The organism is Lactobacillus sp. ESL0233 (assembly GCF_003692995.1).
In the GTDB taxonomy this organism is placed as follows: domain Bacteria; phylum Bacillota; class Bacilli; order Lactobacillales; family Lactobacillaceae; genus Lactobacillus; species Lactobacillus bombicola.
Genome location: NZ_REHH01000007.1, coordinates 199,311 through 225,081 on the forward strand (window position 1 = coordinate 199,311; position 25,771 = coordinate 225,081).

Annotated in this window: 21 protein-coding genes and 1 riboswitch; of the genes, 2 read left to right on the top strand and 19 right to left on the bottom strand. The window is 35.1% G+C overall.

Going from position 1 to position 25,771, the window contains the following annotated elements; genetic code table 11:
• Positions 1-4 precede the first annotated feature (4 nt).
• Positions 5-138, bottom strand: a riboswitch (FMN riboswitch).
• 187 nt (positions 139-325) lie between these two features.
• The 5 genes from aspS to prmA all read right to left on the bottom strand — a co-directional run bounded on the left by aspS (position 326) and on the right by prmA (position 7,776).
• Positions 326-2,173 (bottom strand): aspartate--tRNA ligase, encoded by a 1,848-nt coding sequence (aspS, locus tag F5ESL0233_RS03965; protein WP_122058852.1) that lies wholly within the window; start codon positions 2,171-2,173, stop codon positions 326-328.
• Positions 2,174-2,177: 4 nt separating this feature from the next.
• A complete protein-coding gene (gene hisS / locus F5ESL0233_RS03970; RefSeq protein ID WP_122058854.1) occupies positions 2,178-3,464 on the bottom strand; it encodes a histidine--tRNA ligase in 1,287 nt (428 codons plus the stop codon).
• Positions 3,465-3,739: 275 nt separating this feature from the next.
• Complete coding sequence (gene dtd / locus F5ESL0233_RS03975; RefSeq protein WP_118896530.1) at positions 3,740-4,177, bottom strand: D-aminoacyl-tRNA deacylase; 438 nt, start codon at positions 4,175-4,177, stop codon at positions 3,740-3,742.
• Positions 4,177-6,417 carry a bifunctional (p)ppGpp synthetase/guanosine-3',5'-bis(diphosphate) 3'-pyrophosphohydrolase gene (locus tag F5ESL0233_RS03980; RefSeq protein ID WP_122058855.1) on the bottom strand — a complete coding sequence of 747 codons (2,241 nt, stop codon included), beginning with the start codon at positions 6,415-6,417 and terminating at the stop codon, positions 4,177-4,179. The genes dtd and F5ESL0233_RS03980 overlap by 1 nt, the downstream gene beginning before the upstream one ends.
• A gap of 414 nt (positions 6,418-6,831) precedes the next feature.
• Complete coding sequence (gene prmA / locus F5ESL0233_RS03990; protein WP_122058857.1) at positions 6,832-7,776, bottom strand: 50S ribosomal protein L11 methyltransferase; 945 nt, start codon at positions 7,774-7,776, stop codon at positions 6,832-6,834.
• A gap of 58 nt (positions 7,777-7,834) precedes the next feature.
• Between prmA and F5ESL0233_RS03995 the strand changes: the two genes are divergently transcribed.
• On the top strand, positions 7,835-8,344 hold the full coding sequence (locus F5ESL0233_RS03995; protein WP_090092035.1) for an aminoacyl-tRNA deacylase: 510 nt from the start codon (positions 7,835-7,837) through the stop codon (positions 8,342-8,344).
• A 121-nt stretch (positions 8,345-8,465) separates the two neighbouring features.
• Entirely contained in the window at positions 8,466-9,410 is a 945-nt protein-coding gene (locus F5ESL0233_RS04000; protein WP_122058859.1) for a sugar-binding transcriptional regulator, read from the top strand.
• Here the strand turns inward: F5ESL0233_RS04000 and citX are convergent.
• From citX to F5ESL0233_RS04070, 14 genes are all read right to left on the bottom strand, one after another.
• Positions 9,403-9,945, bottom strand: a complete 543-nt coding sequence (gene citX, locus F5ESL0233_RS04005) for a citrate lyase holo-[acyl-carrier protein] synthase (RefSeq protein ID WP_122058860.1) — start codon at positions 9,943-9,945, stop codon at positions 9,403-9,405. The two genes, F5ESL0233_RS04000 and citX, sit on opposite strands and share 8 nt — an antisense overlap.
• Positions 9,946-10,168: 223 nt before the next feature.
• Positions 10,169-11,707 carry a citrate lyase subunit alpha gene (gene citF / locus F5ESL0233_RS04010; RefSeq protein WP_090092039.1) on the bottom strand — a complete coding sequence of 513 codons (1,539 nt, stop codon included), beginning with the start codon at positions 11,705-11,707 and terminating at the stop codon, positions 10,169-10,171.
• Complete coding sequence (locus F5ESL0233_RS04015; RefSeq protein ID WP_122058862.1) at positions 11,697-12,611, bottom strand: aldolase/citrate lyase family protein; 915 nt, start codon at positions 12,609-12,611, stop codon at positions 11,697-11,699. Before F5ESL0233_RS04015 ends, citF begins: the two co-directional genes overlap by 11 nt.
• Before the next feature lie 3 nt (positions 12,612-12,614).
• On the bottom strand, positions 12,615-12,908 hold the full coding sequence (gene citD, locus F5ESL0233_RS04020; protein WP_122058863.1) for a citrate lyase acyl carrier protein: 294 nt from the start codon (positions 12,906-12,908) through the stop codon (positions 12,615-12,617).
• Positions 12,898-13,953, bottom strand: a complete 1,056-nt coding sequence (citC, locus tag F5ESL0233_RS04025) for a [citrate (pro-3S)-lyase] ligase (protein WP_122058865.1) — start codon at positions 13,951-13,953, stop codon at positions 12,898-12,900. Before citC ends, citD begins: the two co-directional genes overlap by 11 nt.
• On the bottom strand, positions 13,953-14,756 hold the full coding sequence (locus F5ESL0233_RS04030) for an alpha/beta fold hydrolase (protein ID WP_122058866.1): 804 nt from the start codon (positions 14,754-14,756) through the stop codon (positions 13,953-13,955). The genes citC and F5ESL0233_RS04030 overlap by 1 nt, the downstream gene beginning before the upstream one ends.
• Positions 14,757-16,223 carry a DASS family sodium-coupled anion symporter gene (locus tag F5ESL0233_RS04035; RefSeq protein ID WP_122058868.1) on the bottom strand — a complete coding sequence of 489 codons (1,467 nt, stop codon included), beginning with the start codon at positions 16,221-16,223 and terminating at the stop codon, positions 14,757-14,759.
• A 16-nt stretch (positions 16,224-16,239) separates the two neighbouring features.
• Positions 16,240-16,938: an RraA family protein gene (locus F5ESL0233_RS04040; protein ID WP_118896541.1), complete on the bottom strand. Its 699-nt coding sequence runs from the start codon at positions 16,936-16,938 to the stop codon at positions 16,240-16,242.
• A gap of 19 nt (positions 16,939-16,957) precedes the next feature.
• Positions 16,958-17,887 (bottom strand): L-lactate dehydrogenase, encoded by a 930-nt coding sequence (locus F5ESL0233_RS04045; RefSeq protein ID WP_122058869.1) that lies wholly within the window; start codon positions 17,885-17,887, stop codon positions 16,958-16,960.
• 196 nt (positions 17,888-18,083) lie between these two features.
• Positions 18,084-19,481 carry a flavocytochrome c gene (locus tag F5ESL0233_RS04050; protein WP_122058871.1) on the bottom strand — a complete coding sequence of 466 codons (1,398 nt, stop codon included), beginning with the start codon at positions 19,479-19,481 and terminating at the stop codon, positions 18,084-18,086.
• A gap of 26 nt (positions 19,482-19,507) precedes the next feature.
• Positions 19,508-20,911 carry a class II fumarate hydratase gene (locus F5ESL0233_RS04055; RefSeq protein ID WP_122058872.1) on the bottom strand — a complete coding sequence of 468 codons (1,404 nt, stop codon included), beginning with the start codon at positions 20,909-20,911 and terminating at the stop codon, positions 19,508-19,510.
• Positions 20,912-21,012: 101 nt separating this feature from the next.
• The gene (locus F5ESL0233_RS04060) at positions 21,013-23,076 is read right to left on the bottom strand and encodes a copper-translocating P-type ATPase (RefSeq protein ID WP_199692573.1); all 2,064 of its coding nucleotides are present in this window, start codon (positions 23,074-23,076) and stop codon (positions 21,013-21,015) included.
• A 291-nt stretch (positions 23,077-23,367) separates the two neighbouring features.
• Complete coding sequence (locus F5ESL0233_RS04065) at positions 23,368-24,009, bottom strand: copper homeostasis protein CutC (protein WP_122021721.1); 642 nt, start codon at positions 24,007-24,009, stop codon at positions 23,368-23,370.
• 180 nt (positions 24,010-24,189) lie between these two features.
• Positions 24,190-25,767, bottom strand: a complete 1,578-nt coding sequence (locus F5ESL0233_RS04070) for an ABC transporter ATP-binding protein (RefSeq protein ID WP_122058874.1) — start codon at positions 25,765-25,767, stop codon at positions 24,190-24,192.
• Positions 25,768-25,771: the final 4 nt, after the last annotated feature.

Sequence of the window (25,771 nt, forward strand, 5' to 3'; positions counted from 1 at the left end):
TTTGTTTGTTCTTCTCCTATCCAGACTTTAACTGTCGGTACCAGACTTGCACTAGTTCCACCGCACTTTGCGGGTCACGGACTTCAATATTATGTTGTCACCGTCGGTAGGGAATTACGCCCTGCCCCGAAGAAACCGTATTCAATCACTTACAGAGTAATCTAATCAGCGCTTAACGTCAAGAGGCAATTGAAAAAATTTCTATATCCTTGGAAGTAATGACCAGTTGCAGCATAATTTTAAAACAAAAAAAAGAACCTTTTTGATAAAAGGTTCTTTTTTTAAGTTAAACCGTTGAATAGTAGGTTAAAAAGCAGGTATTGCCCTATCCTTCATCCCAAGCAGTCTTGCGCTCTGAGTTTTGTTGTGCCTGCTGAATTAAGGTATTTTCGGTCTTAGCCACGCTGTCTGCGTATTGTGCTTCAACTTCGATCCCCAAGTCAGCTAATTGCTGCTCAGCAACCGGAGCAGGTGCGTGCATCATTGGCTCTGAAGCATTAGCATTTTTAGGGAAGGCCAAGACATCACGAATATTATCTTTTTCTGCTAGTAGCATTGCAAAACGATCTAAGCCAATAGCTAACCCAGCATGTGGCGGGAAGCCCATATCAAGAGCATCTAATAAGTAACCAAATTGTTCATATGCCCGTTTTTTGCTAAAACCAAGTGCTTTAAGCATTTTTTCTTGAATTGAACGCTTATGGATACGAATTGAACCTCCACCCAATTCATCACCATTCATCACAATGTCATAACTACGAGCATGCGCCTTGTGCGGATCAGTATCAAGTAATTTAATTCCCTCATCATCCGGCATAGTGAATGGGTGGTGAGCCGCAATCCAACGACCTATGCCTTCATCATATTCAAATAGGGGCCAGTCAACTACCCAAACAAAATTAAAGACATGCTTAGGAATAATATTGGTCTCTTTAGCAAATTCCCGGCGTAAATGATCTAATGAATCACAGCAGACTTTCCATTTATCAGCTATAAAGACCAATAACTCACTACCTGTAAGAGAAAATTCTTTAATTAGGGCAGCTTGATTTTCCTCACTTAAAAAGCGCGCAATTGGTCCATTAAATTCCCCATTTTCAAATTTAACCCAAGCTAAACCCTTAGCGTGGAAACGTTTAATGAAATCTTGTTTTTTCTCAATTTGTTTGCGCGAATAAGTCTCAGCGCCGTTTTTAACCGCAATCCCTTTAACAAAACCGCCCGCACTAATTGCATTAGAAAATACTTTAAAGTCACTATTTTTAAAAATTAGACTTAAATCATGAATTTGCATGCCAAAGCGAAGATCAGGCTTATCAGTACCATAATTGTTCATTGCTTCAGTCCAAGTAATGCGATCAATTGGCGTTTTTAAGTCAATCCCCATTACATCTTTCATAACTTTCTTTAATAGTCCTTCAGTATATTCTTGCACTTGTTCTTCATCAGTAAAGGACGTTTCCATATCAATTTGGGTAAATTCTGGTTGACGATCGCCTCTTAAATCTTCATCGCGGAAGCATCTAGATAACTGGTAGTACTTATCAAAACCTGCTCCCATTAACAATTGTTTAAATAATTGAGGTGACTGCGGCAAAGCATAGAAACTACCTGGATAAATTCGCGAAGGAACTAAATAATCTCGTGCACCTTCTGGTGATGATTTTCCTAAAATTGGTGTTTCAATATTAATGAAACCATTTTCATCAAAATATTCATGTGTTGCCTGTAAAATTTTCGAACGTAAAATAAGCGCTTTTTGTAAGCTGGGGCGCCGTAAATCTAGATAACGATATTTTAGCCTAGTTTGCTCGCCTACTTCAATATTATCTTTAATTTCAAAAGGTGGATTTTGTGATTTATTTAAAATAATAAGTTCTTGCGCATTAATTTCAACTTCTCCTGTTTTCATTTCTGGATTAATGCTCGAACGCTTAACTACCTCACCTTTAACTTGAATAACATATTCATTACCAAGTTGATCAGCAAGGTGCATCAATTCTTGGCCTGAGTCATGATTAATGACTACTTGAACTAGACCTTCACGGTCACGTAAATCAATAAAAACTAAATTACCTAAATTACGAACTCGTTGGACCCAACCATATAGATTAACTTTTTGACCAATATATTTAGCAGTAATATTACCACAATAGTTTGTTCTTTTTTCCATAATTTTAATCCTTTAAATGTTCTAAGACTGAATGCATATTTGCTAAATCACTTAACAGCAAATCAATTTTTTGTCCATCAGCTAAGCGTTTAATATTCAACTTACCCTCGGCTATTTCTTTAGCTCCGATAGTAATTACATATTTGGCCTTAACTCGATCAGCTTTTTTAAATTGCGCTTTTAACTTCTTTTGATCAACGTCATATTGAACCCTAAAACCTTGCTTACGTAACAAACGAGCAATTTCAACAACTTTAATTTCAGTCTCTTCACCAATATTAGTAATAAAAAAATCAATTCCTTGATCAGTAAATAAGCCTGGGTTTTGTTTTTGCAAAACTAGCATTAAGCGTTCTTCACCAATACCAAAACCAACTGCTGGGGTTGCAGGACCATCAAATTCTTCAACTAGGTGGTCATAACGTCCACCACCAAGAATCGTTGTAGCCGATTCCCATAAACTAGCGTCTTCAACCATAAATTCAAAGATAATCCCGGAATAATAATCCAGCCCTCTAACCAAATCATTATCAATTACATAATGGATATCTAACTGGTCCAGCATCTGAATAATTCGATTAAAATTATTTTTAGAAGCTTGATCTAAATAATCAATAATTTTTGGTGCATTAGGTAAAAATTGCTTATCTTGTTCATCTTTAGAATCTAAAATTCGGAGCGGATTTTTCTCTAAACGTCGTTTAGAATCATCGGAAAGCCGGTCTTTTAAGGGCGTAAAATAGTCAACTAGTGCATCATGATAACTTTGACGTACTTGACTATTACCCAGGGTATTAATGTGTAATTCATAATTTTTAACACCAAGTTTAGCCAATAAATCGTTAGCTAGAACAATGGTTTCAACATCAGCTAAAAAATTACTTGAGCCAAAACTTTCAATACCAATTTGATGAAATTCTCGCTGCCGCCCAGCTTGCGGGCGTTCATAGCGAAAGGTTGACTCAATATAATAAACATTAAATGGCTTAGCCATTTCTGGAGCATAAAGCTTGTCTTCAACATATGCTCGAACAACGCCAGCTGTTCCTTCTGGACGTAAAGCAATGTGACGTCCACCCTTGTCATTGAAATCATACATTTCTTTTTCAACTACATCCGAAGTTTCACCACTTGATCGAGAAAATACCTCATAGTTTTCAAAACTTGGTGTTCTAATTTCTTGATAGTTTGCCTGTTTGAAAAAATCACGCAATATTTGTTCAACTTTTTCCCATGAACTAGATTGCCCTGGCAATATATCAACTGTTCCTTTAGGTTTTTGCACTCTCATCTAATCATCCTTTTAATCTAAAAAGCACCCTTGAATTAAATCAAGGGCGCTTCAAATTAGCACGGTACCACCTTTTGCCTGCTGCGATTAACGCTCGCGAAACGTTTATTATCTGTTAAAGGGGTCACAGTTAGCTCATTATCTGTCCTTGCACCATAGATAGACAGTCTCTGAAATAAAATTGCTAAGCTTCATTCTTTGTCATTGATAATTCTTTTTTAGCTTATATTTTTACTAGCAAAAAGTCAACCTGTAGTATCATTTTGCACCGATTTTTACATATCTAATACAATCGTGAACGGACCATCATTTTCTAAATCAACTTTCATATCCGCTCCAAACTGTCCTGTTTCAACCTCTAAGCCCAACTTTTCTAATTCATGATTAAAAGATTGCCATAATTCAGCAGACTTTGGTGGCTTCATGGCTTGAACAAAGCTAGGACGATTTCCCTTTTTGGTATCTGCTAACAGAGTAAATTGGCTTACACTAAGAATTTTTCCATTAACATCCTTAATTGCCAAATTAGTCTTACCACTCTCGTCTTCAAAAATACGCATCTTAGAAATTTTGTTTGCAGCTTTTTGAATAATTGCTAAGTCGTCCCCTTCACCTATACCAACTAATAAGAGTAGCCCTTGATTAATCTTACCAACTGTTTCCCCAGCTATTTTTACATTGGCCTGGTTAACCCTTTGAATTACAACTCGCATTAATTATCTGCCCTCCTTGTCTCATAAACATCAGGAATGTCTCTTAATTTAGTTAAAATACTGGCTAATTGACTTGAATTATTCACAGCAACGGTAGCATAAATGTGTGCTATATTATCGTCATTAACTTTACCTGAAAGATTATCAATATTAGGCGTTAGTGCATTTAAGCGGTTGATTACATCACTAAGTAGCTGGGCCCGATTGTAACCAAATATTTCAATATTTGCATTAAATGATTGATTATTATTTGACTCAGTGCCTTCCCAAGAAACTTCTACTAATCGACCTAAACTATCATTATTGTTTACAATATTACGACAGTCATTGCGGTGAATAGTGACACCACGTCCCTTAGTAACATAGCCAACAATTTCATCGCCGGGAACTGGATTGCAACACTTGGCTAAGTGGAGCATCAAATCGTTAATTCCTTGGATAGTAACACCATCGTTATGTTTTGACTTAAGTGTTGCAGCATCTAAGCGACCGTTAACTGACTTGTTAGCAGCTTTTTGACCAGAGTTCAAAATTTCTTCTTCTAGTTGCTTTTGCTTTTTTTTCTCATCTTCACGGCGCAAATCAGATGTTAGGCGGTTAACAATACTAATGGCAGACAAATCGCCAAAACCAACTGCAGCATACATTTCATCAACTGTATGATAATTCAGTTGAACCAAAATTTTTGCAACATGCTCCTTATCCATAAACTCTTTAGGTGAAAGTTCCTGGCTACGAAGCTGTTCAGCAATCATTTGTTCCCCTTGAGCAATACTATGGTCGCGATCAAGGTTACGATAATAACGACGAATTTTATTGCGCGCTCTAGAAGTCTTAACCATATCCATCCAATCGCGCGATGGTGTTGCATTGGTTTGGGTCATAATATCAATGACATCACCATTTTTTAATTTATAATCAAGCGGAACTAGCTTTCCGTTAACTTTAGCTCCAACTGCATGGCTACCAACTTGAGTATGAATTTCATAAGCAAAATCTAAAGTAACTGCTCCCTTAGGCAATTCATATACTTCCCCCTTAGGCGTGAAGACATAAACTCGATCCGAGAAAATTTCGCTTTTGACGCTTTTCATGAATTCACCAGCATCTTGGGTTTCATCCTTTAATTCAAGAATTTCACGCACCATATCTAGTTTTTCATTTGAACTTGTTTGCTCAACCCCATTAAAGTTGCCCTGTTTATATGCCCAATGTGCTGCCACACCATATTCAGCTACATCATGCATATGTTGCGTTCGAATTTGTATTTCTAAAGGTCGCCCACCTGGTCCAATAATCGTTGTATGCAAAGATTGGTAGCCATTAACCTTCGGAACAGCGATATAATCTTTAAAACGCCCCGGCATTGGCTTCCACTTTGTATGGACAGCTCCTAAAACTGCATAGCAATCTTTAACAGTTTGCACAATTACTCGTACAGCTAAGAGATCATAAATTTCTGCGAAATCTTTATGTTTGTCAACCATTTTTTTATAAATGGAATAAATATGTTTAGGCCGCCCATGAATATCATATTTAATATTTAAGCCGTCTAAACTTGTAGTTAGCGTGTTGATTGTGTCTTGAATATAATTTTCTCGTTCGCTACGCTTAGAATCCATTAAACTTACAATTTGATAGTATGCCTTGGGATTTAAGTAGTGAAAACTCATATCTTCTAATTCCCATTTGATTGTTCCAATTCCAAGGCGATCGGCAAGTGGTGCATAGATATCCATTGTTTCAGAGGCAATACGTCTCTGTTTATCAGGGCGTAAATGCTCTAAAGTATGCATATTATGAAGGCGATCTGCTAATTTAACCATAATTACACGTAGATCTTTTGCCATAGCAATTAGCATTTTTCGATGATTTTCTGCCAAAAATTCTTGATGTGATTTATATTCATACTTATTTAGCTTGGTAACTCCATCAACAATAAAGGCTACATCTTTACCAAATTTATCTTTTAAATCATTATTAGTTACTGGAGTATCTTCTACTGTATCATGCAAAAACCCCGCTGCAATCGTGTCGGGATCAAGCCCTAGAGTTGCTAAAGTTCCAGCAACTTGAGTGGGATGAACAATATATGGTTGACCAGAAGCACGTTTTTGATTTTGATGCGCTTTTTGAGCAAAGTCGTAGGCCTGCTTAACAAATGCCAATTGCTCCTCATTCATATATTTTTGACACGCATTGATTACCTCATCATATGTCATTTCTACGTATTTAGACATTTTAATCACCTTCAACTATATATTTGCTTATCCATTAAGCCAAAAATTTCAAAAATAAGATAAATTAAACCAAATAACAGATTATAATTTGCATATTTTAATAATACTATCAAACAAAAACATGTTGGTAAAAGAAGTAGCCAATAATGCTTTATATTGATAGTTTTAACCAAATTACCTACATGATATCCGATGAAGCAATTAATTACAGTGAATAATAGTCCCACTCGCCAAATAACTGAAATTTTCAATAGACTAAAAATAAAAGGTAAAGTAACAACTAAAATACTCCACCAAATTACTGGCATTGGCTTATACTGGTTTATCTTGCGAATAAAAGATATTTGTTTGAACTTATCAATCAATTTAATAATTCCTTACTTAATTTAACTTAATTTTATATTATAACTCTTTTCAATTATCTTTTCGCGTAATTATTAAACCAATCCAGCGATCTTGCTTTAAAGTAAGGATAATTTTAAAACCATTCTGATCAAGCGAATGGGCTATCTTATCCAATTGCAAATAATCTATCCCTGAAAAAATCACTTTTCCTGCTTGAGTTAAATGTTGATCTAATTGTGGAATTAGTTCAAGTAATATTTCAGCCAAAATATTAGCAACAATAACGTCAAACTTTTCATTAACATCTTGTAGTAAACTTGTTTTTTTAATATCGATATTAGTTAATTTATTCAAAGCAACATTTTCTTGGGCAGCTGTAATTGCCTGATCAGATATATCAGTTGCCATTACCCTGTTTGCTCCTAAATAGGCAGCTGCAATAGCTAAAATTCCTGAACCAGTCCCGACATCAATAACAGTCTTAGGTTCAACCAACACTTGTTCAAGTCCCATCATTGCTAAACGAGTAGTTTTATGGTTACCGGTACCGAAAGCAAGACCTGGATCGAGTTTAATTAAATGTTGATCACTAAATTTAGCTTGATAGTTTTCCCATTCAGGAACAATGGCTAAGTGGCGTGAAAAATTCACAACATGGTAAAATTTTTGCCAAACACGATTCCAGTCGCTATCCTCAATATAGGTATAATCAATTTTATTTAGACCAATATTTAAACCGTATCCTTTCAATTCGACTAATTTATTTTTATAAGCATTAATTAATTGAACTTGACTTTGATCTGCTGCAAAATAAGCAGCAAATTCCATATCTTGTGGCAAATCAACAATTTCATCTAAATCTACAATAGTAGAATCATGTTTTGTATTTGCATCTTCAAAATCAGAACGTTTACGTGTTTCTGTACCCAAGCAATGAAGAATATCTTGACTAAAAACATTAAGTGCATCTTCTACTTCATGACTGGTTTCAATTTTAATAACTAGTACTTTCATGCTTAAACTCCCTTTTTATTTATCTTTTATCAATGCTATTATTAAGAAGGTGATTTTTATGGTAAAGAAGAAACGACAAATTGAAAAAACATTGGTTGAAAAAATTTTAGATCAAAATAAAATTTTATACCAGCAAGCCCAATTCCCTACTCATTCAGATTCTAGTGGTATAGCACAAATGGATACTTCTATTCTAAACGAGAATGAACATTTAATCTATAAAACACTTGTCTGTTTAGGAAATAAGACTGGTGTTTTAGTTGGCGTTATTTCGGTAACGGAACATTTAGATATGAAAAAATTAGCTAAAGTATCTGGTAATAAGAAATGCGAACTTTTACCACTAAAAGATTTAGAAAAAACAACAGGTTACGTCCATGGGGCTAATACTCCCATCGGCATTTATTTTAACCATCATTTTCCCATCTATCTAGATAGTAGCATGATGCAAGAAAACAAAATTGCTGTTTCGAGTGGAAAAATCGGACGTAGCGTGTATCTCAAACCCAGCGATTTAAAAAGAATTACAAATGGAACATTCTGCGACTTAATAAAAAATAAAAATTAAGTATCTATTAACTATCTTATGTGTATTTTAAAATTTATAATTTAATAATTTTTTAGCATTTTACCTTTAAATAAACAGTACTTTTGTAATACAATATAAAATAAAAGATAGGGATTATAAAATGACATTATTAAGTGATGAACAGCTAGCAAATATTGCTCACGATTATTTTTTGAGCAATTTAAATATTGCAGATATTTCTAAAAAATATGACCTTTCGCGCTACTTAATTGATAAAGCAATTAATGAAGCTCGTGACAAAGGAATTGTTAAAATAAATATATATCAGCGGCCAAAAAGGGCACATAAATTAGAGCAAGAATTTCAAAAATTATTCAATTTAAAAGAAGCTTATATATTAGAAGACTTAGAAACAAAAAATCAAGATAATGAAATGATTGTTCATTATGCTGCTAAGCAAATTCAAAATTATATTAAACCAGCTCATGTAATTGGTCTGAGTTGGGGAACCTTAATTAAAGACATCATTGACAATTTTACTGAAAGTAATCATGAAGATTTGACCTTTGTTCAATTAGTTGGTTTAGCAGTCAATACTAGTAGGCGAAAAAACCAATTAACCCAGCAAGCAGCTGAAAAATTCAATGCCAAATGTCTAAATATGCCTGCCCCACTTTATACAATAAATTCTAAATTAGTAAAAGAAATTAAAAAGGAACCATATTATGAATATATTGATCAATATTTCAAAAAAATAGATTTGATTTTTGCCAGTATTGGTACTGTTAAATCACTTGAATCTGGGAAATTTTTTATGGACTATTATTCTGATAAATTATTAAAAGATCTTGATTATAGTCAAATTGCTGGTGTGATCTTTGGCAGACCTTATGACATAAATGGCAATTTTTATCAGCCGATTGAATCACATATCTGCGGCATTAGCATGCAAAATATATTACAAATTCCTACTCGTTTCATCGTAGTTAAAAATCGTTTTAAAGATGATGCCCTATTAGGAGCTCTAAGAAGCGGTATAATTACACATCTGGTAACAACTAGTGGCATTGCCCAAAGAGTATTGCAAAAAGCAAACATTAACTAAATGTTTTTTTATATAAATTGCTGATATAATTTTGTAATTCTTGCACAGAATGACGTCTAGAGCGAGCACAATCTTTGGCTGGTCGCTTACATAAAAAACATTTTCTTCCAGAATAGCCAATTTCAGACCTTGATAAGGCCTGTTTTTTATTTTTAACTAAGACATCAGCATCAAATAAACGATTTAGTGGCGCAGAATCTTCAAATTCAATCGCTACTTTTTTAACTTCAATTTTATCTGCAGTTAAAAGATAAAAATTTTCACAACCTGCAGGTTGATTATGACTTTGCAATAAAACAAAAGGTAATTTATTTTTCGTTAATGCCTGTTCAAGCTCAGAAATTCCTGCATAAAAAATATTTTCTAAATAACTGTTATTTTTTATTGGACCTGGAATATTTAATTTTATATCTAATAAAGTATCATGCGGATATTTTTGAAATATTTCTTGTTGTAGGTATGCTCGTTGATCTTTATTTTTTAAAACTTGATCAATACTTAATTTTTCCCCTTCAATAAAAATTGACTGATTCATTTCTTTCCTTTTAGATATATTCATAGTAAAAATCAATATATTAAATTAGAACGGCTTACTTAATATTACTATTTTATTTTAGCTACTAAACAAAAAACCTAACATTTTTGTTAGGTTTTCGCTATATTGATGTTGCCAAATGAATTTTATTAAACATACTTAAATTTGTTAATTGAATTTAACTAAAATCGAAAGCTGCTTTTTAAAATTTTTATGGCAAATTTTATTCTTTAACTTGCTTAATAGTATCAATGATTGAACCATCGCGGTATTGGATAAGAGCAACTGTATTGTCAGTATATTCCAGTGCCTTTGGGCTACCAACTTGCTGTTCAGCCATTTTTTGCAATTCTTTAATATCAATAATATTTAGATTTGTTACTTTACTAAAAGCAGCAAGTAAATCTGGCCGCTTTGGATTAATAGCAATTCCGCGTTCCGTTACTAAAACATCAATTGAATCTCCCGGAGTTACAACTGTCTCAACAGCTGGAACTACAGTAGCATTTCGACCACGAACAAGTGGCGCAGTAATAATTGTCATTTTCGCTGAAGCTGCATCTTGATGTCCACCGATTGCTCCACGAATAACTCCGTCAGATCCTGTCATTACATTAACGTTAAAGTCGGTATCAATTTGCAAAGCAGATAAAATTGCAATGTCTAAATTATTGACTACCGCACCTTTATTATGTGGATCAGCATACCAAGACGCATCAATTTCTTGTTGATCTTTATTCTTAGCCATTGATGCAGCAGCACCCTTGTCAAAGTCCTGCACATCCATAACTTTCTTAACTAAACCCTCATCAAGCAAATCGGTAGTTGGTTTAGTAATACCACCTAAGGCAAAAGATGCTGTAATACCATCATTAATCATTGATTGCCGCAAGTAGCGAGTAACAGCTAATGCTGCGCCACCTGATCCAGTCTGGAAAGAAAAGCCTTCTTTGTAGTATGGCGAATTAACAATTACTTGATTAACCATTTGAGCAATTTTTAATTCTTTAGGATCTTTAGTAAAACGAGTTGCACCGGAACCAATTTTATCAGCATCACCAATTTGATCAACCTTGACAACATAATCGACTTGAGTTTGTTTAATTGAAGCTGGTGTATTGGGATAATCAACAATATTGTCAGTTAACAATACTACTTTATTAGCATATTGGGCATCAATTAAAGCATAACCAAGTGAGCCAAAAATAGCGTCTCCCTCTTGACCATTGGCATTACCAGCTGGATCCGCATTTGGCACTCCTAAAAAGGCAACATCAATCTTAATTTCTCCTTCTTCAATGGATCGAGCTCGATTACCGTGTGAACGAAAAATAACTGGTTTTTTCAACCCACCATGAGAAATGAAATCGCCTAAACTGCCACGCATTCCTGAAGAAGTGATATCCGTAATCACTCCTTTTTTAATGGCTTCAATAACCTTATCGTTCATAATTCCGGTCAAAGAGGATGGGGCTAAGGTTAAGTTTTTGTACCCCAATTTAATAATTAAATCCATTACTTTATTAAAAGCAAAATCACCATTTCTAAAATGATGATGAAATGAAATAGTCATTCCATCTTGCACGGTTCTTTTAATTACTTCTTCAAGCGAATTAACGACTTTATCTGCACCAGTCGTAACTCGAACTTTAGGTGCTACCCTGTTTACTTCGGGATTGCCAATATCTACTGTTTCAAAAGGCTTTAAACCCATTTCTGACATTAGATTATCTGGTAAATTACGCTTTACTTTATTTTCCAATATAATTACCCTCTTCGTTAATCAAACTTGATGCCTTAGCTGTCTCAATTACCCGATTAGCTTTTTCAACAACTGGCTTATCGACCATTTTACCGTTCATTGAAATGACGCCGGAACCTTTAGCCTTAGCTTCACGAATTGCACTCTGAACCGCCATCGCATTTTCAATTTCATCTTTTGTGGGATTGAAAACTTTATTGACCATCTCTATTTGCCGCGGATTAACTAATGATTTTCCATCATAACCTAATTTATAAATATAATTGGTTTCACGATAAAACCCTTCAGGATCGTTCATATTTGAAAAAACTGTGTCAAAGGCATAAACATCCGCTGCTCGAGCAGCTTGTAAAACCATATTACGGGCAAATTCTAACTCACGTCCATCAGGATAACGACGCGTATGCATGTCAGCTGTATAGTCTTCACCCGATACGGCAAGTCCCATCATTAAAGGAGTTGCTGTGGCAATTTTTTGGGAATTTAATACTCCCTTTGCACTTTCAATTGCGGCCATAACACCAATTGAGCCTTTTTCAACACCATATTCTTCTTCAGCTACTTCCATATCTTTTACAAGTTTTTGAATCATTGCAGCTGATTCAGTCTTAGGCAAACGAATCACATCAACACCGGCGCGAACCATTGCTTTAACATCTTCATCATAAAATGGTGTATCCTGACCATTAATCCGAACTACAATCTCGGCTCCACCAAAGTCTACAGTTTTAATAGCATTATAAACTAGCATTCGTGCTGCATCTTTTTCTGTCAAAGAAACCGCATCTTCCAGATCGAGCATGATGGAATCTGCACCATAGATACCAGCATCCTTAATCATAGAAGGGTTGTTACCTGGAACAAACATCATTGTTCGACGTAGACGATTTTTTACATAAGTCATTGATTACAATACCTCCAATTTAGGTTGATCTGAAGTTTCTGTAGCACGTTGGACTGCCGTCAAAGTTCGAACAGCAATTACACAATCAAGTGCTCCTTTATCAGTAGCTTTAACCTTAGCATTTTGAACACCATATTTTTTTAGGGTAGTAATAATTACTTCTTTAATTTGATCACCATAGGCTTTAATAACTTCTGAATCCAAATCAATTTGAATTCCATTGGTACCCTTAGAAATCATGATTTGAATATCTGATGATTCCAAGGTGCCTGCTACACCAATTGTCTTAATTTCCATTAATATTTATTCCTTCCTTAATTCTAGCTTGTAGGACTTCTTTTTGACGATAAATAAATTGCATTGTTTGCGGTGGTACAAAGTTTGAAATGGCTGTCAAATTGTCTTCCTTAATTAATTGTCGCACACGGGTTGCAGTTATTACTTTTCCGTTAATCTGAAATCGATTAACAATTCTAACATTTACTAAGGAACTTAGCTTATTTGTTAAGCTTTGGTTATAAAAGTTAGTTGTTCTTGAGAATGGTTCCGTCCCTAAGTAACGGCGCTTAATTGCTAACTGAGGTGCAATAAAATTTTTAAAAACTAAAGCATCAATATCTGTTTGGGTTGTAATTAAATCAGCCGAAGATTTTAAAAAGTATGCGGGGAAAGTTGACTGTGAAACCATATAATCACCACCGCTTACTACTAAGACATTTTTCAAATCGCTAGTTCCGCTTTTGACCAACTGCATTCGTTCTTTTGTTTTAAACAAGGAAAGATCAGTCGCTACAACAAATACATAAACTAAGTCATTTTCTTGACTAGCCAGCTGAACTAACTTTCTATGTCCCAAAGTAAACGGGTTGGCATTCATGACAATTGCTGCCACTTGTTTATTAGATTGATCTTCAATTTTAGGTATTGCGGCTATAAAGTCGTTGATATCTGGAATCCCACTTTCTAAAAAGGCAGCATGTTCAGTATGTGCTAATTCTGAAAAACCTAAATGTGAAAAACTAGTAGCATATTTTGCTTTTGTAAATACAAAACTATGAAATATTTTCTGATCAAATAAGTAGTGCTGCAAGGCAGTTACCATCTGATTAAAGCGCGCACCGGGGACGGCGTCTTGATTACATACCGCAATATACTTTAAAACATTGTTTGCAATGCTACCCGTGCCAACCAGCTGACCATTTTCATCAATTAGGGCTAAAGTATGATCAATTGCCGCTATTTCACGTAGGCCAAAATCAGTTATACCCATTTTTAACAAAAAATTTTGCCATTTTTTCTTTGTCGCTGAATTATTCAAATATAAATCTACTACTTTATCCATTAAGTCACTTCCTTTTCAACCAAAAAATTAAGTACTTCTTCATACATAACATTGGGTTGCTCAGCTTGAATAATGTGTCCACATTCAGGAATAATTTTAGCGCTAATTTGAGAATTGAGTTCAGTCATTTTATAAGCAAAATGATAATTAAAGAAAGGGGAATTTTTTCCAGCTAAAACTAGCATTGGAATTTTCAAATTAACTAACACATCGCGCCAATCTTGTTCCGCATGATTAATTCGACACAAATAATTACTTTTTGGAAAATAAGGATATTTTTGTGCAAACTGATGTGCTTTTTCAAACATCTCATCGTCTATTTGAGCATAAATACCACTACCAAAATCAAGCTTTAAGTAATCAGGAAAGTTAGCCCATGTTAAATCTTTAAAACCAAACTTCCAAGTTGAATCGTTAATCATCTTGGGTGGCTGGTCTAAATCAATTAGTGCATTTAATCTATCAGAACCATAGATAGAAATATACGCCCAGAAATTGGCAGCTCCCATTGAATTGCCAATGCCAATAATATGGGATAAATCTAACTTTTGAATTAACTCAGCTAAATCTGCTGCATGCCGACTAATTCGTTGCCCTTGAAAAGTTCTTGCAGACTTACCTTGATTGCGTGGATCAATAATGATAATTCTAAATTTTGACTGAAACTGTTCCAATGCTTTTTCCCAAAGTAAAGCAGATCCACCGATACCTGGAATAGCTAATAATGGTTGTTTATCTAATTGAGTATCATAATAATGAATTCTTATACCATCATTGGTTATTAAATCTGCTTGATGAATCATCTACCACATTCCAATCATTTTCATCCAAATTGTCCCAATTCCACCAAAAATAACCAAATAAATGATGCCTAGAACAAAGTTGTACTTCCACCATTCACCTTGCTTAATATAGCCAGTAGTAGCTAAAATCGAAGCGGGACCGTTGGCATAGTGAGTAGTCGACGCATTAATTGCACCAGTAAATGCTAGTAACATTGCAGCTAAGGCCAACGGAGTACCAGTTGCAACAGCTACTGACAAAAACGGTAAATATAAAGCAGTCATATGGGCAGTACCACTAGCAAAGAAGTAATGCGTATAAAACATTAATACAATTAAAATGGCTAAGACAATACCCCAACTAATGCCATGCAATCCACTTTGAATAGTTTTAGAGAACCAGTCAATAAAGCCAAATGAAATCAACTTACTAGCCATAAAAACCAATATTGAAAGCCAAATTAAAATATTCCATGCTCCAGTTTGATTTAAAGCATCTTTCATTGTCAAAACACCGGTTAAAAGCAGTAATCCGACTGCTAAAAAAGCAATGAAAGTTGAATCTAATTGGGGAATATCAAAAATTCCAGATAAAACCCATAAAATAATAGCTAGTAAAAAAACAATTGACATAATTTTCTCAGGCTTAGTAATCGCTCCCATTTTTTGTAAACGATCGTCAGCCCATTTTTTGGCGTTAGGCGTTTCTTTAACTTCTGGTGGGAAAATTTTATAGATAACTATCGGAATTACAGCAGTGGCAATTAATACTGGAACAATAGCTGCTGTGAACCAGCCAATCCAAGTCATCGTATAACCTTTTTGCGACGCCATCTGTGAAGCCACCATATTGGGCGCCGCACCGGTAATGAACAACGCAGTTGATAAGATGTTGGCATGAAAAGCGGTAAAACTTAAATAAGCTCCGATTTTCTTACGAGACGAATCATTAGGTAGAGAATCATAATCTTTAGAGATTGATTCGGTAACTGGCCAGACTACTCCACCAGTTCGTGCACTATTGGAAGGGATTAATGCCCCAAGAATTAATTCTAAAACAGTTATTGCATATCCGATACCGATTGAGCGCTTACCAAAGCGTCGAATCATCCAATAAGCAATCCGATTCCCTAACCCCGTCTTACTAATACCATATGCCATAATAAAAGCCATCGCAATCAGCCAAGAAGCTGAATTACTAAATGCACTCAGTATTCCGGAAGTAACCACTCCTGTTTTAGGATTTACTTCATCTTTAATTGGGGCTAAACCAGCCAAAACAGTTACAATCAAGCCCAATAATGTTGTCCCCCCAATTGGTAAGGGCTTAGTAATGCAACCTATAATTGTCGCCACAAAAACGGCAAACATTTCCCAAGCTTGAACAGACAATCCAGCTGGTCTTAGTGGCGTGTAGCACCACAGAGCAATACCAATTATTAATGGCAAAATAAAACCTTTATAATTTACTTTTTCTAACGTCTTCATCATTATTCCCTTTTAGTTACGGGCGATAAATATCGTCAATAATTTTATAATCTTTATTCTTTAATTTTTCATCAAGCCAATCTATATTTCCGGTGCCATTATGAAAGCTAGCAGCCTTGGCCTCATCTTCTTGATGAAATTTTTCTACTATAGGTAAAAGTTCTGCTGCTTTTTCGCGAGCAATCTTAACAACACCATCTGCATCCCCTAGCATTAAGTCACCCGGATTAACACTAATATTTCCACAAGAAATTGGAACATTTATTTCGCCTGGGCCCTCTTTATATGGTCCATTTGGTGTTGTACTAACGGCATAAATAGGCAAGTCCCAATTGCGCAAACTATCAATATCACGTATTGGTCCGTCGACCACAACCCCTGCTACATGTCTTTGGTCACGTAGCCAAGTCATCATTACTTCACCAATAACAGCTCGAGTATTATCGCCTTCATTATCAATCACAATAATGTCACCTTCATGACAATATTTTAAAGCAGCATAAATTGTCAAATTATCTCCAGGACGATTATGAACTGTAAAAGCTGGCCCACACATTTCCGCTTTAGGCTTAGACATTAATTTGATTCGCGGAGCCATTGCTCCTCTTCGATTCATACAATCTGCTACATTAGATGATGGTAATTTTTTATATTTTTCAATGAGATTTTTGTCTGGTAGCTCTCTTTTCAAAAATATTCTTTTTCCAACTTGCATACTTATGCCTTCTTTATGCTTAATCTACCTTAATATTGACCAAAATTTCATGCATTTTATCAGCCGAATTAATCATTTTCTTAATTTCGCGATCTGACAAATTTGCTTCAATTACGTGACTAATTCCTGAACCGTCAATTGCAGTTGGCGTTCCTAAATATAATTCATGCTGGATGCCATATTCACCGTTAATTGGTGCTGACAATGGTAAAACAATCGCATGGTTATCTAAAATTGCACTAACAATTTGAGCCAACATCATGGCAATTCCATAGAAAGTAGCACCCTTATTTTCAATGATTTTGCCACCCTTTTGCCGGATATCAGTTTCAATTTCGCTTAAAACTTGATCATTTATTGCACTGTACTGGCGTAAAGACTTTTCCGCTACCGTTGATTCATCAAAGTTTTCAAATGATGTATCTCCGTGTTCACCAAGCACCATTGAATTAACACTAGCGATGGGAACACTTAATTTTTGGGCCAACTCTACTTGTAAACGAGCTGAGTCAAGTGAAGTTCCCGTTCCAATAACTTTATTTTTCGGAAAACCAGATAATTTTTGGGTTAAGGTGGTCAAAATGTCTACCGGGTTAGCCGACACAACAAAAATCCCATTAAAGCCAGAAGCTACAACCGGTTCAATGATGCTCTTTAAAATAGCAGCATTCTTATTAACAAGATCTAATCTAGTCTCGCCAGGTTTGCGGGGAATTCCTGCAGTAATTACAACGACATCTGCATCTTTTGCATCAGAATATTCTCCAGGATGAATATTACAGTCACCAATAAAGGGGGTGATATCTTCAAGATCCATAGAATCGCCAACTGGACGTTCTTTAACAACATCGGCAATAATTAATTCATTAACATGTGTCTGTTGTAATAAGTCATTGGCAAAAGTTGACCCAACTGCCCCATCACCAACGAGTAACACTTTTCTATTCATAGTTTTTTCCTTTCAATTTATGAAAAAATGTAATCCTTTACATATTTAATTATAGAATTGAATTATTCTATTTGCAATATTCAAAATAAATTATTTAAATTTAAATTTTTTAAAATTTAAAAATATTTTTAAAACTTAGATAAATAAAAAAGTTAATTACTTAGTTTACTTAAACCCAGCAATTAACTTTTATTCTTTATTTTTTATTGCGAACAAATTTAGTCATCTGCATTCCTGCTTGACGTCCGAATACGACTGTTTCTGCGACAGAGTTTCCCCCAATTCGGTTATTGCCATGAAGGCCACCAGAAACTTCACCAGCAGCATATAAACCATTAATCACATTTCCATTAGTATCCAAAACTTCAGTCTTAGAATTAATATGGATTCCACCCATTGTATAGTGAATAGCTGGATTAATATGAATGGCAAAAAATGGGCCCTGATTAATCGCGCGCTCCATGCCAGTTGTTCTACTATATTCTTTGTCGACTTTGCTATCTACAGCTGTATTCCAAGTTTTAACAGTTGCTTCTAAATTAGAACTAGCAACACCAATTGCTTGAGCAAGATCAGTTAAACTTGTACCGTGTTCAACTAAGCCAATATGATCATAAAACTCTACCGCGGTAAAATTATTGCGAATACTTTGATCAAAAATCAGGTAAGCACCATTTTCATTCAAAGCTGTAATAGCATTAGAAACAATTTTTCGCGTATCCATTTCATTAACAAATCGCTTCCCCGATTTATTGACTAAAATTGCACCCTCACCACGTAGGCCTTCACCAATTAAATACACGTGATCAGTGTCAGTTTGAGCTGTAGGATGAACCTGAATAAGATCCATCTGTTCCAATTGGGCATCAACCTGATTAGCTAGTTTTAGTCCATCTCCAGTTGCGCCTGGTTGGTTTGTTGTCTTGTAATCAACTAAATCTGGGCGGTATTTTTTAATTAATTCCTTTGAAGAACCAAAACCACCAGAAGCAAGTAAAACTGCCTTAGTTTTAACAGTCTTAACCCCATCTTCAGTTTTAATTTCAACGCTATCCACATTTTTATTTTTATCTTGTAATAATTTTATTACCTCAGCATTATTGAACACTGGAATTTTTGCTTGTTGAACTTGTTTTAAGGCATTAGTAATTAAATAATTACCAACTGGTGCCATTGATGCCGGGCGATGAGCTCTTTTTTTACTCATTCCACCAGTAATAGTTAAGTTAGTTAGCTCAATTCCATGGTTTAAAAGCCAGTCAATAGCTGCTGCTGAATGATCGACAAAATAACGCAATAATTCTTGATCATTCATAAGGCCGCCGCCTTTAAGCGTTTCTTGATAGAAATCTTCTTTATCGTCAATAATTCCTTCAGCTAGTTGAACTAAGCTCTCAGATGCATTCATGCCTGAAGAAGCGCGCATTGTATTACCACCTAAAGCAGTATTTTTCTCAAAAACTGCAACTTGCAAGCCTAATTCATGGGCTTGAATGGCTGCAGTTAACCCGGCACCACCAGTACCGACAATAACTGCGTCGTAATAATTAGCGATTTCAGTACTTTGATTAGGGGTAAAGACAAATTTTGCCATTTAAATTATTCTCCTCTTGTATTTCACTAGTCTTCTGGTTTAGTACGATCAATGTTAGTCATTTGCATGTAATCCATCCATTCATCATACTGCTTTTCTGAAACTTTACCACTCTTAAGGGTAGCTTCTTTTAGAGTAATACCCTCTTGATCAGCTGCCTGTGCAATTTTAGCGGCAGCATGATAACCAATGTGGGGGGATAAAGCTGTAACGGTCATTAATGAATTTTCCAGTAATTCATCCATCTTTTCCGAATTTACAGTCAAGCCAGCAATCATCTTATCAGCAAAACCAGTAATTGTTCCTGTCAAAATATCACAACTATCCAGAAAAGCAGCAATCATCACTGTTTTGTAAACGTTCATCTCAAAATTACCTTGTGCGGCAGTGAAGGTAATCGTAGTATCATTACCAAAAACTTTAGCAGCCGCCATCGTAACTGCTTCTGCTTGAGTAGGATTAACCTTACCCGGCATGATTGATGAACCAGGTTCATTAGCTGGAATATTTAGTTCATGATATCCAGCGCGCGGACCTGATGCCAAGAAACGAATATCTTGTGCAATTTTAAACATGTCGTCGGCCAAAGTCTTAAGGGCCCCGTGAACCACTGCAATACCAGAATGATGTGCCAACCCCCAAAACTTATTTGTTTCAACTTTGAATTCATGCCCATAAATTTTAGATAACTTAGTAGCAATTTTTTCAGTCATGCCTGCTGCTGCATTCAAGCCAGTGCCTACAGCAGTACCACCGATTGCTAATTCGTAAAGTGTTGGCTTCAATTTCTGAATATAAGTTAGATCATGCTTTAATGCAGAAATGTAACCCGATACTTCTTGACCAAAAGTAATTGGAGTTGCATCTTGCAAGTGGGTACGTCCTACTTTAACTGTCTGCCAGTATTTGTCTTGCTTAATTTTTAATTCAGCAATTAAATGTTGCACAGCCGGCTCCAACTTATCAAGGGCCTCAACTGCCACAATATTCATAGCTGTTGGGAAAGTATCATTTGATGACTGGCCTCGATTTACGTCATCGTTGGGTAGAATATTTAAACCAGGATGTAATTTATTAGCTAAATTAGCTACAACCTCATTTACATTCATATTACTCTGAGTGCCTGACCCAGTTTGCAAAACGTGCAATGGAAAATCTTTACGTAAATCAGTGTCATTCAAGGCAAGTAATTGATTGATTGCTTCTTCTATTGCTTCACCTTTTTCTTTTGGCTCATCACCAACTTCAACATTTGACTCTACAGCGGCTTTTTTCAAATTTAAAAAAGCACGGATAATCGCTAAGGGCATTAATTCCCCACTTGGAAAGTTGTGGCGGCTTCTTTCAGTTTGTGGCCCCCATAAAGCATCTTGAGGAATTTTAACTGGTCCAATTGTGTCACTTTCAATACGATATTCTGCTTCGCTCATTGTAATTCTCCTTACTATTAAAAATTATCATGACTTATCTTCATGAATATCATACCTGTTATATTTTTTTATTTCAATATTTAAAAATAATTGCTATTTATTTAAATTTTTAAAAATTCAGCATTGATTGCAACAATAACTGTTGACAGTGACATTAAAATTGCGCCTACCGCTGGCGGTAAAACTAAGCCCCATGGTGCTAAAATTCCAGCAGCTAAGGGTAAGGCAATGATATTATAACCTGCCCCCCACCAGAGATTTTGAATTGTTTTGGTTTGCGTTTTCTGTGCTAAGTCCAAGAAACTAATGATTGCTTCTGGCTCACTATTGACTAAAATCACATCAGCAGAATCAACTGCAACATCAGTCCCAGTCCCAATCGCTACTCCAATATCAGCCTTAGCTAAACTAGGAGCATCATTGATGCCATCGCCCACCATCATAACCTTATTACCTGCAGATTGTAGTTTTTTAACTACCTTTTCTTTATCTTGAGGCAAAAGTTCAGCATAAACTTGATCAATTCCAAGTTGAAGAGCTACATTATCAGCTACTTTTTGATTGTCACCAGTTAGCATTACGGGGGTGATTTGACGTTCTTTAATTTGCTTAATTAAAGTAAAAGCTGATGCTTTAATCTGATCCCCCACTGCTATATAACCTAAAAGTTGACTATCTTGTATGAGATAACTAATTGTATCTTTATCAGCTGCTAGCTTAGGAAAATTACTGACTTGTTTGCGTGCTGCTTTTTCATTAACTAGTTGATAAGTGTGCTGCTCAATAGTTCCACTGACGCCTGCACCTGTCATGTTCTGACTATTAGTTAATGGCAGTAGGTTTATCTTTTTAGATTGAGCATAATGTAAAATACTTTGAGCTAAAGGATGAGTTGAATCCTGTTCTAGCGATGCCATAATGGTCAAGACTTGGTTAGAATCAAGTTTATTAGTTAAACTAGCATAGTGCCGAACTTGAAACTTTCCTTGAGTTAATGTTCCCGTTTTATCTAGCAATAAATAATTAATTTTGGAACTTAAACTTATTGCATTATGATTGCGAATAAGTAGACCATGTTTAGCACCAAGAGCAGTACTCTTAGCATTTACCAATGGGATAGCCAGTCCCAAGGCATGTGGACAGGCAATTACTAAAACGGTCACCATCCGCTCTAATCCATTAGCGATTCCTTGAAAACTAGTCCAAACAATCAAAGCCAAAAGTCCAATTATTAATGCAGCATAAAATAACCAACCTGAAACTTGATCTGCCTTAGTCTGCAATTTCGATTTATCTGCCTGTGAAGACTGAACTAACTTATTGACACTAGCCAGAAAACCAGAATTAGCCGTCTGGGTAACTTTGATAGTCAGCGTACCTGGGCCATTGATTGAACCACCAATTACTCGCTGCCCCTTTTGCTTGGTGATTTGCCTTGCTTCACCGGTAACTAAAGACTCATCAGCAGTACTCGAACCACTGATAATTATGCCATCTAAAGGAATACTTTCACCAGGTTTTACAATGATTGTTGCTTGTTTTTGAACATCGTTAATCTTGATTTCTTCAATTTGATTGCTTGTTTGTACATGTACTTTATCTGGCAATAACTTTGCTAAGTCATGAACTGAACTACTAGCCTTCATCACAGAAGTCATTTCAATCCAATGACCTAAGAGCATAATCAAAATCAAAGTTGCTAATTCCCAAAAAAAGTCCATTACCTTCATTTGACTGTGTACCAAATTATTTTGAATAAAGGCGTATACGCTATAAAGATACGCAGTGACAATCCCTAAGGAAATTAGCGTCATCATCTCTGGCTTTTTTTGCTTTAATTCCGCATAAGCTCCTCGTAAAAATATTTCTCCCCCATACCAAAATAAAATAGTAGCAAAAATAACCACTAGCCAATCTGAACCCGGAAAAGAGAATTGGAATGGTAAATTAAATCCCATTGCTGGTGATAACAATAAAATTGGTAGTGCTAAAATAAAAGACCACCAAAATTTTTGCTTTAAATTTCCCATCTGCATCATCTGACCACCATGCATCATCATCTTATGGTCACTCATCGCTTGCTGAGAATCATTTTTCATTTGCATGTTATCTTTTTGATCTGCTTGCTTTAGGTGCTGTTCATGCCCCATATCCATATTTTTCATATTTGTGTCCTATCCTTTTTGATCAATCCTATCTATAACTAGTTACCTTTAATTTACGTTGCTTGGTAAATGTTGTCAAAGAAGAGGCTCAAATTATAAAAATGTTATTTTTTAGTTTTACCCATTTTGCGTAATTGTCAGGATATAATTTTAATTACGTCTAGATTTGTTTATTAACAATCATATGTGCAAGAAAAATAAGCCAAATAAAAAAGATGAAATATGTTCATCTTTAAATTAATATCTATTTTTGCTAATTTTAAATTTAATTTATGCTATCTGATAGCCTACTCATTTAATCACTATTTTTGTACCATGAACTTGATTAACTCCCAGTAATTGCGCTACTTGATTACAGTTATCAACGGTAATTCCTCCTCCTGGCAAAATCGTTATTTGCCCCTTTGACCAAGTAATCAATTCGCTCAAATGGGCAAGATGAGTTTCAATTGGCTCCGTTAGTGGTCCACCGTGAGTTAAAATCCTTTTCACACCATGATTTGCCAACCAATCTAAGCTTGAATGTTGCTGTGCCAATTGTAGTTGGTCAAATGCCATATGCATAACCACTTCTAAATTCAGTTCCTGAGCTAAAGTAATTAATTTTTGCATCTGTTCGCAATTAAGTACCCCTGACTCTTTCAAACAACCAAAGGTGACTGCATCAGCATCTAACAAGGCAGCTAGCTGCAAATCATTAATCATTATATTTAATTCCGTTTCATTATAGACAAAATCACCACTACGTGGTCTAATCATAACTACAACTGCTACGCCATGTTGGTGCGCATATAATATTGCTTGTTTCATTACACCAAATGATGGTGTAAGTCCACCTTGAGCTAAATCACTGTTAAGTTCAATTCTTGTTGCACCAGCAGCAATCATTTGGGGAATAGCAGTAAAATTTTCAACGCAAGCTTCTTTTAGCATAATTAATCCTTTCAGTTTAGCCTCATTAGATAGGCTAATTTCTCCTAACCTATGAGTGATTAGCTACTTACTCATTAGTTTTATAATTTTTATCTTAGTATATTAAGTTAAATAAGACTATTTTTCTGATCAAAATCTCTAACAAATGCAGTGCAACGAAAAGGTTAGACATTTTATTATTTACCTATCTTGATAATCCGCTAAATTAATTACCTGATCATACTTGTCTAAATCAGCAATTTGATAATGATGAATTACCTCTACGAAGGTTAAATTTGAATGCAATAATATCTGATGAATTGCGGCTGAAGTTGCTTGATCAAGTGAAGCATTGATTTCATCAAGTAATAAAATTGGACGTTTCGATAAAATTGCTCTTGCTAATTCAATTCTCGCTAACTGTCCACCAGATAGCTTGTCGGCATTATCCCCTAATTGATAATCAAAACCTTTTTCTTCTACCATAGTATTTAACTCTAGTTGCTCACAAACTTGTTCAACTTCGGTCACAGGTAATTTTTCACCTAAGGTTAAATTAAACCAAAGTGTATCAGCAAAAATAACTGGTGCTTGACTGGAATATGCAAATAGATTAGATATTTGATTAGCTTTGACTTCTTGATTATCAAGCAAAATATTTGATGCTTTCCCAAATTTATTAGACATCAGAAAATAGAGCAAAGTAGACTTACCACTACCAGAAGGCCCAATAACTGCTATCTTTTCTCCAGGATTAATAATTAAATTAAGCCCACTGAAAAGTTGCTTTTTATCCCTTACCAGACAGATATTTTGCCAATTCACTTGTTTATGGAAAGTATATTGGGCTGCTGATTCCTTGGTAGCTGCCAGATCCAAATAATAATTAACCTTTTTTACAATATCTTGAGTCGTTGATAAGTGATTGCGCTCTTCTAAAATTTGCATAAGCGGATTAATAAAAGAATTTGATAATTGAACAATTGCAAACAGAACACCCATCGTTGTTTGCCCGTGTAATACCATTAGCCCACCTAAATAGGCTGGAATGACAAATGTACCATAAATTCCTACAAAGCCTACAACTGTATGAATATTATTGCTCAATAAATTCATCTTACACAGCGCTTGTTCTAATCTTGAAACTTTTGGTAAATTTTCATTAACAGCATTGGCTTGCTTGTGATATAACTTTAATGAATCCGTTCCTGCTAAGATATTTTTTATTTGACTAACATACTTACTATTGGCTTCAGTCCACTGCTTTGAAGCTTTACGTATTGGCTTTTGTAATAAAGCTGAAACTAGTATTGGAAGCGTAGAACCGATTAGAAAAAATACCGTCAAAATCATATTAATATATATTGCATAAATTAATGAAATTGCCACCGTCACAAAATAAAAGGCAATATTAATTTCAGCATTAAACCGATTAGTTTCTAATAATTTAAAATCATTGGTTAAAAAGCCTAGAGCTGAAGCATTATCTTCTTTAGAAGTTTCTAACATTCCTGCTAGAATTTTAGTTCTCAAAAGGGTATTGACTCTCCTAACAGCATCATTTTTTAAATAATTATAGCCTAACTCAGCTACTAAAACGATTAAGAATAAAATTAGCGCAACTAAAAACATACGAGGTAGCTCATGCAAATTTTTGTCTGCTAATGCATTTGTCATAGTTTCTAGCACATAAGCCATCACAATGTTTTGCGTACTAGCAATTATGCCAAGTATTATAAGTGCTACAAGCTTCCATTTAGTATAATATCTAACAATCATAATT

Bases quoted from the DNA above. Each gene is read 5' to 3' on its own strand.
- aspS (WP_122058852.1), bottom strand. From the start codon at position 2,173: ATGGAAAAAAGAACAAACTATTGTGGTAATATTACTGCTAAATATATT.
- hisS (WP_122058854.1), bottom strand. From the start codon at position 3,464: ATGAGAGTGCAAAAACCTAAAGGAACAGTTGATATATTGCCAGGGCAA.
- dtd (WP_118896530.1), bottom strand. From the start codon at position 4,177: ATGCGAGTTGTAATTCAAAGGGTTAACCAGGCCAATGTAAAAATAGCT.
- F5ESL0233_RS03980 (WP_122058855.1), bottom strand. From the start codon at position 6,417: ATGTCTAAATACGTAGAAATGACATATGATGAGGTAATCAATGCGTGT.
- prmA (WP_122058857.1), bottom strand. From the start codon at position 7,776: ATGAAAGTACTAGTTATTAAAATTGAAACCAGTCATGAAGTAGAAGAT.
- F5ESL0233_RS03995 (WP_090092035.1), top strand. From the start codon at position 7,835: ATGGTAAAGAAGAAACGACAAATTGAAAAAACATTGGTTGAAAAAATT.
- F5ESL0233_RS04000 (WP_122058859.1), top strand. From the start codon at position 8,466: ATGACATTATTAAGTGATGAACAGCTAGCAAATATTGCTCACGATTAT.
- citX (WP_122058860.1), bottom strand. From the start codon at position 9,945: ATGAATCAGTCAATTTTTATTGAAGGGGAAAAATTAAGTATTGATCAA.
- F5ESL0233_RS04015 (WP_122058862.1), bottom strand. From the start codon at position 12,611: ATGACTTATGTAAAAAATCGTCTACGTCGAACAATGATGTTTGTTCCA.
- citD (WP_122058863.1), bottom strand. From the start codon at position 12,908: ATGGAAATTAAGACAATTGGTGTAGCAGGCACCTTGGAATCATCAGAT.
- citC (WP_122058865.1), bottom strand. From the start codon at position 13,953: ATGGATAAAGTAGTAGATTTATATTTGAATAATTCAGCGACAAAGAAA.
- F5ESL0233_RS04030 (WP_122058866.1), bottom strand. From the start codon at position 14,756: ATGATTCATCAAGCAGATTTAATAACCAATGATGGTATAAGAATTCAT.
- F5ESL0233_RS04035 (WP_122058868.1), bottom strand. From the start codon at position 16,223: ATGAAGACGTTAGAAAAAGTAAATTATAAAGGTTTTATTTTGCCATTA.
- F5ESL0233_RS04040 (WP_118896541.1), bottom strand. From the start codon at position 16,938: ATGCAAGTTGGAAAAAGAATATTTTTGAAAAGAGAGCTACCAGACAAA.
- F5ESL0233_RS04045 (WP_122058869.1), bottom strand. From the start codon at position 17,887: ATGAATAGAAAAGTGTTACTCGTTGGTGATGGGGCAGTTGGGTCAACT.
- F5ESL0233_RS04050 (WP_122058871.1), bottom strand. From the start codon at position 19,481: ATGGCAAAATTTGTCTTTACCCCTAATCAAAGTACTGAAATCGCTAAT.
- F5ESL0233_RS04055 (WP_122058872.1), bottom strand. From the start codon at position 20,911: ATGAGCGAAGCAGAATATCGTATTGAAAGTGACACAATTGGACCAGTT.
- F5ESL0233_RS04060 (WP_199692573.1), bottom strand. From the start codon at position 23,076: ATGAAAAATATGGATATGGGGCATGAACAGCACCTAAAGCAAGCAGAT.
- F5ESL0233_RS04065 (WP_122021721.1), bottom strand. From the start codon at position 24,009: ATGCTAAAAGAAGCTTGCGTTGAAAATTTTACTGCTATTCCCCAAATG.
- F5ESL0233_RS04070 (WP_122058874.1), bottom strand. From the start codon at position 25,767: ATGATTGTTAGATATTATACTAAATGGAAGCTTGTAGCACTTATAATA.